This window comes from Pararhodobacter sp. SW119 (genome assembly GCF_017811755.1).
Taxonomy (GTDB): domain Bacteria; phylum Pseudomonadota; class Alphaproteobacteria; order Rhodobacterales; family Rhodobacteraceae; genus Pararhodobacter.
Window position 1 is genome coordinate 1 of record NZ_JADDJF010000080.1, and the last position, 8,575, is coordinate 8,575.

Here is an 8,575-nt window from a genome sequence, read left to right on the forward strand (position 1 = left end):
CCGAATGCACGGATCACGCGCACTGGAGAGCCCCGGAACCGGTACCATGCCGAACCGGTTTTCCTCTTGCAGCCAATGCGAGGGGATCGCGTCATAAGTAGCAGCAAGCACGTGAAGTCGGGACGCAAGTCGCCCAAGGGAATGGAAGCCGAGTTCCCCGACAATCTCGCGAAAGATCCCGGTATCCGACGGTCCAAGGGGCCGGTTCGCGATGACGAACGAGGGGCCGATCGGGAGCGAGAACACCTTCGAGGACGTCGCCAACGACAGCACGAAGCTGGGCGGTGTAAATCCGCGCCGAGGCCAAGATCGTCGCGCCGGCGGCGGACGTGTTCGCGGGGTGGCCAGCCCTGCCACCAACCGGGGAGGTCGGCGTCCGGGTGATGGCCCAGCGCCCGGAGAAGTTCTTCGAAGAAATCCTCGGAAATCTCCGCGCGCGCCTGCACAAAGGCGCCGAGGCAGCAGGCTGACAGGAACAGGTCCGCGCAGCGGTCGTATCGTGTTGCGATGCGTCGCGGCGGCCGTCCCCGGTGCGCAACCGCTCGAGCCGATCCACCCAGTCTTTACGGGCCGGCTGGAAGTCACGGATGCCCTGGGTCATCAGCAGGCCCTTGATGCGGGCGATGTGCTGGACCCCGCTCCTTGACCAAACGCTCGCGCTCTCGCGAGCGTCGGCGGTAATCCTCCTGTTCGGGGCTTGGCACCTGCACCATGCGACAGACCTGGTGCTCGCCCCGATGCCAGGCCATCAGGGCCCGCAGCAGCGCCGCCAGGTCGATCCGGTCCGTCTTGGCCCGCCGCGCCCGGCGATCGACCGGCAGGCTTGCCGGGTCCATGACGTGGTTCTCGATATTGTTGGCCCGCAGAAGACGATGCAGTCAGAAGCCGTCGTAGCCGGCCTCGTAGCAACAGATGATACGCGTCGGGCGCCCGAGACGCCGCTCCGTCTGATCGTGCACACGACCGATGCGGTTCAGCAGCGCTTCGCTGTCGCCACCAGGCACCGAATACTGGCTCACCTTGTCGGCAACCGGCGTGTGCATACCTACCAGCCAGCGACTCTTGCTCAATTCCAGCGCCACGTAAATCGTGGCATTCTGCGCGCTCACCGTCGCCGCGGTTACTGAAGAGATTTCCATGAGACAATCTCCTTGGCTAAGAGTTTCGGACCCTCAGATGGTAGCCAACCTCAGCGTCCGTCGCCTCATAGGATCTTTTTCCGCGCCATGCTCGACGCGGTGCGGTGCGCTTTCAGGTGGGTGGCATCAATCATCACCGTATCGGTCTGCGCGCCTTCGGCAGCCAATTCCGTGAACATCCGTGCGAATATTCCCATCCGGCTCCAGCGAACCCATCGGTTGTAGAGCGTCTTCGGCGGCCCATAGGCCGAAGGCGCGTCACGCCACCGCAAGCCATTGCGGTTTATGAAGATAATCCCACTCAGCACACGCTGGTCGTCAACCCTCGGCTTGCCACGCGACTTCGGAAAGAACGGCCGCAGCCGCTCCATCTGCTTGTCGGTCAACCAATAGAGATCGCTCATCCTGCCCCCTTCGATTTGGGAGCTTGAATCACGCAACCGCTCGTTGCTCAAGCAACTTTATGGGTCCTGAGCCTAGGCAGTGTGAGCCATCGCTGCCGAAGCATCGTTGCCTCCCCTGGTATAGGTGATTGAATCGCACAGTTCGTGGTAGAAAGTGTTCCCTCAGAGATCCAACGAAAGTGGCTGTTTATGCGATCCAGGCCGAGAAGACCTCGATCAAGCTGGCGCAGGATTTCGACGTTCGTCCGGACCGGATCAAGCAGTGGCGTGACCAGTGGCTTGAGGGCGCGATCGGGGTCTTTGTCGACGGCCCGAAGGCTGAGCTGGAACTGGTGATCGTTGTGAAGACCCAGCATGCGAAGATCGGAGAGCTGACGCTGGAGAACGATCTTTTTGTCCGGCGCGCTCGGGCCGAGGCGGGTCTGTTGCCGAGCGCAAGAAAATGATCGATCCCACGGGCCGGACGGACAAGGCAGCCTGCGCGGGTCGCCGGCCGTAGTCGGGGCCAATCCAAGCCTTATTTCCCGCCGCGACGACCCCGAGCGGAGCCGCACGACCGCGCGCGCTGGGCGCCTCGCGAAACGCCCCCGATACACATCTTTTACGGGAACTTTCCTGACCTGGCTGGGTTCCTCAAGCGACCGAAACCCACGTGCGGCGGGCCATTCCCGATGACCATCGGCTTTTTCCATAACCCCCTCGTCCGCGCGGTTCCGCAACGGCGCGAGCGGCGTGATGAAACAACTGACGGGTCATCAGCGGGCAAGGACGGAGACAGACTGCAACGCCTGGTTATCGTCTCCAACCGCGTTGCCGATCTGCGCGCGTCCTCGCAGTCGGGCGGGCTGGCGGTCGGGTTGGCCGATGCACTGAAAGAGCGGGGCGGGGTCTGGTTCGGCTGGGACGGCAAGCGGTTCGGCACCACCGGCGACCCCGTCGAAACCAGCCAGGTTGGCAAGGTGACCTGCGTCGGCATGCCGATTTCCGCGCGGGATTTCTCGGACTACTATCTGGGCTTCGCGAACAGCACGCTCTGGCCACTGTTTCACTACCGACTGGACCTTGTGGATTACGACCCGGCACATTTCGCCGCCTACATGCGCGTCAACGAAGCCTTCGCCCGCCAATTGCAGCCTTTCCTTCAGCCCGACGACCTGATCTGGATCCACGACTATCACCTGCTGCCGCTCGCCCGCTGCCTGCGGAGGCTGGGCTGCACGCAACGGATCGGGCATTTCCAGCACATCCCCTTCCCGCCTCCCGACCTTTTTGCGGCGGCGCCGCATCACCGCGATCTGGTGGAGGCGCTATTCTACGACGACCTCTTGGGCTTTCAGACGCAGGCGGATGTCGACAACCTCAAGAGCTATCTGAGGACGCTGCCGAATGCACAGGAACTGCCCGGCAACAGGTTCCGACTGCGCGGGCGGACCGTCCGGATCCAGACGTATCCGATCGGTATCGACGCCACGGGGTTCTCGCAGCTAGCGCGGATTTCCGACCCCACCGTGGACCGCCAGCGGCTGCAATTGAAAGATTGTGCGCGGATCATCGGGGTCGACCGGCTCGATTACTCCAAGGGCCTGCCCGAGAAGTTCAAGGCGATGGAGCTTCTGCTGTCCAATCATCAGGACCTGTGCAAGCGCGTGAACTACCTGCAGATCGCTCCCCCCACCCGCAGTGAGGTGGACGCTTATGCCGAAATCCGCGTCGAGTTGGAACACTTGACCGGCTCTGTCAACGGTCGCTTCGGCGATTTCGACTGGACGCCGATTCAGCTCGTCTGCAAGCCCATGGCGCGGCGGAAGTTGGCGCCACTCTTGCGTCACAGCAAGGTAGGGTTCGTGACGCCTCTGCGCGATGGCATGAACCTGGTCGCCAAGGAATACGTCGCCGCGCAGAATCCAGACGACCCCGGCGTACTTGTCCTGTCGAAGTTTGCCGGCGCGGCCGAGAACATGCGCGAGGCGCTGATCGTCAATCCCTACAATATCTCGGAAATGGCCGAGGCGCTTCACCAGGCGCTGACGATGCCATTGAGGGAACGGCGCGCGCGCCATCGGGTACTTTTGAACGAGATCATGACAAACGACGCCGCAGCGTGGCTCAATCGCTTCCTCGACACGCTGGTCGACTGCGATCAGGCTCCCTCTGATGAACGGGCAAACCAGCCAGAGCGGCGCGGCCCGGCTCGGTCAGGCCTTTCGCCGCGCCACCCCTCCGAGGCCCAAGGGCCGAAATGCTAGACACTAATGGATCCAGGGCCGACGGCGACGGACCGTGCGAGGGGCACCTCGCTCCTGCCGGCGACATCCAGCAACTGCCGTCCATTTCCACCGCTGGGTGTGCGCAAGCGTACCGTGAATCGGCTTGGGGTTAACACTTGGTGCCCTTATCCTATCAACTTGCGACAGTTGTGTTGTTGCTTCGGGGGGAGACACGACATGGGAACCGCCGAACCGCGGCCAAGGGCCACCAATGACCACTCGAAGGATCACTTCAACCTACGGATCGCGGAAAGCGATCATCGCATCGCCAACAGCCTCAGCGTGACTGCAGCACTCCTTCGAGCACAGCGCGAACAGTCCGACGACTCCGCCGTCCAATCTGCGCTTATAAGCGCGGAGGCTCGCATCATCAGCATCGCGAAGTTTCACGCCTACCTGCACCGGCGCAGCTCGACCGAGCGCGTCAACCTGGCAGATGCCTTTGCCGAGATCCTGCCGGTCATGGCGAGGGGCATCGGTATCCGCTGCCTGCTCGCGGTGGAAGCAGCCGAGACGCTGGTCGTTTCCAAACGCATGGCACGGCAACTTCTGGTGATCGTAAACGAGCTGGCGCTCAATGCGCTCAAGCACGGCTATCGCGGCCAGCAGGGCGCGTGCATCTCGGTCGAACTGGTGATGGATGGCGCGGATCGCCTCAAGCTTGTCATGGCGGACAGCGGAGCGGGCCTTGATGACGATTTCGATCCGAACACCTGCAGCGGTCTGGGAATGAAGATCGTGAGTTCGCTGGTCTCGGAGCTTGGTGGCTCGATGCAGTGCCGCACCAACGGCGGTGCCCAGTTCACGATAACCATTCCCTTGGGCTGACGCCGAAAAGACGCGCGTATTCGGCTTCCGCCAGCCCGTAGATACCGTCCGCGCAGACCTCCAGTCCTTCGCGGTCGACGATCTCGATGCAGCCGCGGGTGGCGCGGATCAGGCCGCGCCCTTCGAGGATATGAACCGCCAGTGTGACGCCGGCTCGCCGCACACCCAGCATCGTCGACAGAAATTCATGCGTCAGCCCCAGCTTGTCGCCCCCCATGCGGTCATGGCACATCAGAAGCCACCGGCAGAGACGCTCTTCCAGTTGCGAGTGCGTGTTCGCCACGGCGGTTTGCGTGGTCTGTACCGACATGTAATTCGCGTAGCGTAGGAACTTTGCGCGCAGGGTCGGACTTTCATCCATCGCCTTGCGCAGCCTCTCGCCGCGGACGCGTAGGCCTTCGCCCCCGATCTGCATGAAGCACTTATAGGGCGAGGTATCGTTTTCCAGGACGATGGCCGTGCCAGACATCCCCTCGCCCCCGAAGATGCCGACCTCGACCTGCTTGTCGCGCCCCGCCAAGGCGACGATCGAGGCAAGGCCGGACAGAGGGAAATAGACATGCTCGATCGCCACCTTCGGCCGTTCGAGCACGTAGCGCAGGGGCAGATCGACAGGTTCGAAATGAGGTTCGAGCAAAGCGGCGTCATCGGGAGAAAGCGTACGCAGGAGAATGTTGGAATGGGACCGGGTCGGCAAGCGAACGCCCTCGCTCTGGGGTAATCGGGTCTCTCAGTCGCCTGCGCCCGATATAGAGGCAGTGGATGATTTAAGCGTACCATGTCGGCAGACCCGGCGCGAGCTTTAATCCAGGACGCGGAACCGCGCTGCCGTAGCTATGCTTGATCCCGCCCGGTAGGCGAAAACCCCGCCGACTTATGCGGTTTCAATCAGGTTAATTTTTTCCAACTTATACATTATTATCAGCGCATTATGCGTCGGTCCAAATTTGGACCCATCCTTTTCCTACGCCGCCCCGCGCCGTTTCCCGCCACAGCCACTCCCTTCCGCAGCCGCCGCTGCAGATCCCGGGAACAATACGCCTCCATTGCGGTTGATAGTTAATGGCCAAGCGGAGGTGCCGGGTCCGTCAAGTTCCTGGTACTTCCGCAAGGTTCCACAGCCTTCACGCATTGGAGCGCAGCATGAGCGACAACACCAATCCCGAGCGTCACGACCCGCCCGGATCACCCGGCGCACGCACGGACGCAGCGAAGAAAGACCTCACCCGCGCCGGTGAGGAGGTCAAGCACGAAGCCGCCCGCACCGCGTCAGAGCTACGCGAGCAGGGCAGCGAGATCGCCTCATCCGTTATGGAGGGGGCCGACCGCTACGCCCGCGAGCAGAAGGATGCCGGCGCCCAGCACGTCGCCAGCGTCGCCCGTGCGGTAGAACGCGCCGCCGACGAACTCGAGGAAACCTCACCCGAACTTGCCCGCCACGTGCACGATGCGGCGACGAGCGTGGAGCGCTTCTCTGACCGGATCCGGCAAGGCAATGTGCGCGACCTGATCCATGACGCCAACGATTTCGCCCGCCGCGAGCCCGCCCTCTTCTTCGGCGCGGCCGTTATCGCCGGCATGGCCCTGTCGCGCTTCCTGCGCAGCAGCGCCGCGCACGAGACGGGGCAGAGCGGGGGCAGCTACCATTCGGGCGACGGCAGGTCCGCGTCCGCCACCACCACGCGGAGGCCGACATGAGACATGAGAAAACCATCCCCGACCTCTTTGCCGACATGATCGAACATCTGTCGACGCTTTTCCGCAAGGAGGTGCAACTTGCCAAGACCGAGGCGCACGAAAAGATGCAGCAAGCCGGCCGCGCCGTGGTTTTCATTGCCCTCGGCGGCGCCATCGCCCTTGCGGCGCTGATCGTCCTTCTGTTCGCCATTACGGCCTTCCTCGTCGAGTCGGGCCTGTCGAACGAGTTGAGCTTGCTGGTCGTCGGCGGCGTCGCCCTCCTGATCGGCGTGATTGCCATCTGGAAGGGAACCAACGACCTGAAGGCGACGAACCTGAAACCCCAACGCACGGTGGACCAATTGCGCGCCGATGTGCGCACCGCCAAGGAGCAAGTCTGATGGCCGAGAACAAGAAACCCGGCGCGAGCGGCGCCGCAGCCCCTGGCGTCAGCGGCGTCAAGACGTCCCCCGGCGCCACGTCATCCCAGGCGCCGCAGACCTCGCCCCAGGTCTCGACCCGCTCGCGCGACGAGATCGACCGCGACATCCACGCGATGCGCGCCCGCGACGACGCGACAGGGTCCAAATCGGCCGGAACTTCCGACAGCACGCGGACAGACACCACGCGCACCGGCGAGACGAACCAAAACTGGGGTGCGCGCCAGGATGCCGGGGCGTCGTCATCCAGGGCCTATGCTGACACGCATCGCAACACCGCTCACCGCGACACTGCCCAGCCCCCCGCCCGTACCGACGCGGCTGAGACCTACCGCGACGAGCGGCGCCGCCGTCACGACGAGGACGACGATCACGACAAGTCCAGCGCCGAACTGGAGCGCGAGGTCGAGCACGAACGCCGTGAACTGAGCCGGACGCTGGACCAGATCCGCAGCCGGGTATCGCCGGGGCAGATCATGGAACAAGTGGTCGACTACGCCCGCGATGCCGGCGGCGGTGAATTCATGCGCAATCTCGGCCGGTCGGTCCGCGACAATCCCTTGCCGGTCCTGCTGACCGGCGCGGGCATCGGCTGGCTGATGATGGCCAGTGGCGACCGTAGTTCCACCCGAAGCTACGGGTCGAGCTATGGCGCCAGCCACGGCTCCTCGGCCGGGGGGATGCATGAGCACGGCGCCAATGAACGCGCCTCGGGTGCCCTGGGCCGCGCCGCCGAGATGGGCGCGGACGTCGGCGCCGAGGTGTCCGATCGCGCCGGACGCGCGGCGGAGGCGGCCTCGGATATGGCCGCATCGGCGCGAGATGGGCTGCATCGCACCACCGAACGCGCCGCCGCGGCCTATGCCTCGGCCAGCGAAACCGGCAGTGCGATGGCCGGTGGCGTCCGTGACAGCCTGCGCCAGACCGGCGAGATGGCCCGCAGCGCGACCCACCACGCGACCGATTACGTCCAGGACACCCGGGCCGGGATGGAACGCGGCCTGACGCGCCTCGCCGAGGAACAGCCGCTGGCGCTGGGCGTCATCGGTCTCGCCGTCGGCGCCGCGATCGCCGCCATGCTGCCGCCCAGCCGGATCGAGAACCGCCTGATGGGGTCGGCCAGCGACAGCCTGAAGTCGTCCGTGAAGGACACGGTCGACCGCCAGTACGAGGACGCCAAGGAGGTCGTGAGCGAGGCCGCGGACGAGGTCTCGAAGGAATTCGAGGACCGCGGCTTCTCGACCGGGGCCGCTGCCGACGCAGCGGTCGGCGCGACCCGCAAGGCCGGTGAGGCGGCGCGGGACATCACCAGAAGCGCCCGGTCCGAGGTCGAGGAAAAGGCCGGGACGAAGCAGGGTGCCGCGGGCGGCTCAGGCGCGTCCTCCGGGTCCGACAGGTCGTCCGACACGTCGTCCGAAAGATCTGGAGGCGGCGCGGGGTCTGGCAATCGCGGGCCGGGCAGCAGCGGCGGCGCACCGGGCGGCAATCCGGGCGGCAGTTCGGGTGCTGGCAGCACCAGCAGCACGGCCGGCGACGTTACTGATCCCGGCGGGCCGCGCAGCGGCGCGCCCAGCAACCGCGACGCCATCTCGGGCTCCCCGCGGCAGGGGTCCTGACGGGGCGGAAGCCGGTTGGAACCCGGTGGGCTTGCCCCCACCGGGACGGCCCCACACAGGCGGAAGGCGACCCGGATCGGCGGCGTCTTCCGCCTTTTCTTCTGTTGCCCCGGCAAGCGACGGGCCCCCGCCGGTGGTCCGCCAGCGGACCGGCGATCAAGTCATTGTTCCAGCTTGTCTTTCCGGCCGCGTTAACCGCATTGA

Annotated in this window: 9 protein-coding genes and 1 pseudogene; 6 read left to right on the top strand and 4 right to left on the bottom strand. The window is 64.8% G+C overall.

The features are described from left to right. Positions 1 to 581 precede the first annotated feature (581 nt). The 3 genes and pseudogenes from IM708_RS19465 to IM708_RS19475 all read right to left on the bottom strand — a co-directional run. Positions 582 to 836, bottom strand: a complete 255-nt coding sequence (locus IM708_RS19465) for a hypothetical protein (RefSeq protein ID WP_209428239.1) — start codon at positions 834 to 836, stop codon at positions 582 to 584. A 42-nt stretch (positions 837 to 878) separates the two neighbouring features. Then, complete coding sequence (locus IM708_RS19470; RefSeq protein WP_209428240.1) at positions 879 to 1,139, bottom strand: hypothetical protein; 261 nt, start codon at positions 1,137 to 1,139, stop codon at positions 879 to 881. Positions 1,140 to 1,213: 74 nt separating this feature from the next. Further along, positions 1,214 to 1,543, bottom strand: a pseudogene (locus tag IM708_RS19475) (transposase); the annotation flags it as partial. Between the two features lie 179 nt (positions 1,544 to 1,722). Between IM708_RS19475 and IM708_RS19480 the strand changes: the two are divergent. From IM708_RS19480 to IM708_RS19490, 3 genes are all read left to right on the top strand, one after another. Beyond that, positions 1,723 to 1,989, top strand: a complete 267-nt coding sequence (locus IM708_RS19480; protein WP_209428241.1) for a hypothetical protein — start codon at positions 1,723 to 1,725, stop codon at positions 1,987 to 1,989. 225 nt (positions 1,990 to 2,214) lie between these two features. Then, positions 2,215 to 3,789, top strand: coding sequence for a trehalose-6-phosphate synthase (locus IM708_RS19485; protein WP_245243344.1), 1,575 nt, complete (start codon positions 2,215 to 2,217; stop codon positions 3,787 to 3,789). 198 nt (positions 3,790 to 3,987) lie between these two features. Beyond that, positions 3,988 to 4,638: a sensor histidine kinase gene (locus IM708_RS19490; protein WP_209428242.1), complete on the top strand. Its 651-nt coding sequence runs from the start codon at positions 3,988 to 3,990 to the stop codon at positions 4,636 to 4,638. Here IM708_RS19490 and IM708_RS19495 read toward each other — a convergent pair. After that, the gene (locus tag IM708_RS19495; RefSeq protein ID WP_245243345.1) at positions 4,613 to 5,275 is read right to left on the bottom strand and encodes a Crp/Fnr family transcriptional regulator; all 663 of its coding nucleotides are present in this window, start codon (positions 5,273 to 5,275) and stop codon (positions 4,613 to 4,615) included. The two genes, IM708_RS19490 and IM708_RS19495, sit on opposite strands and share 26 nt — an antisense overlap. 506 nt (positions 5,276 to 5,781) lie before the next feature. On the opposite strand from IM708_RS19495, the gene IM708_RS19500 reads away from it, so the two are divergent. From IM708_RS19500 to IM708_RS19510, 3 genes are read left to right on the top strand one after another with little or no spacing between them, the layout of a single operon-like run. Next, positions 5,782 to 6,336 carry a hypothetical protein gene (locus IM708_RS19500; RefSeq protein WP_209428244.1) on the top strand — a complete coding sequence of 185 codons (555 nt, stop codon included), beginning with the start codon at positions 5,782 to 5,784 and terminating at the stop codon, positions 6,334 to 6,336. Continuing rightward, on the top strand, positions 6,333 to 6,716 hold the full coding sequence (locus tag IM708_RS19505; RefSeq protein WP_209428245.1) for a phage holin family protein: 384 nt from the start codon (positions 6,333 to 6,335) through the stop codon (positions 6,714 to 6,716). The genes IM708_RS19500 and IM708_RS19505 overlap by 4 nt, the downstream gene beginning before the upstream one ends. Then, the gene (locus tag IM708_RS19510) at positions 6,716 to 8,371 is read left to right on the top strand and encodes a YtxH domain-containing protein (protein WP_209428246.1); all 1,656 of its coding nucleotides are present in this window, start codon (positions 6,716 to 6,718) and stop codon (positions 8,369 to 8,371) included. Before IM708_RS19505 ends, IM708_RS19510 begins: the two co-directional genes overlap by 1 nt. Positions 8,372 to 8,575: the final 204 nt, after the last annotated feature.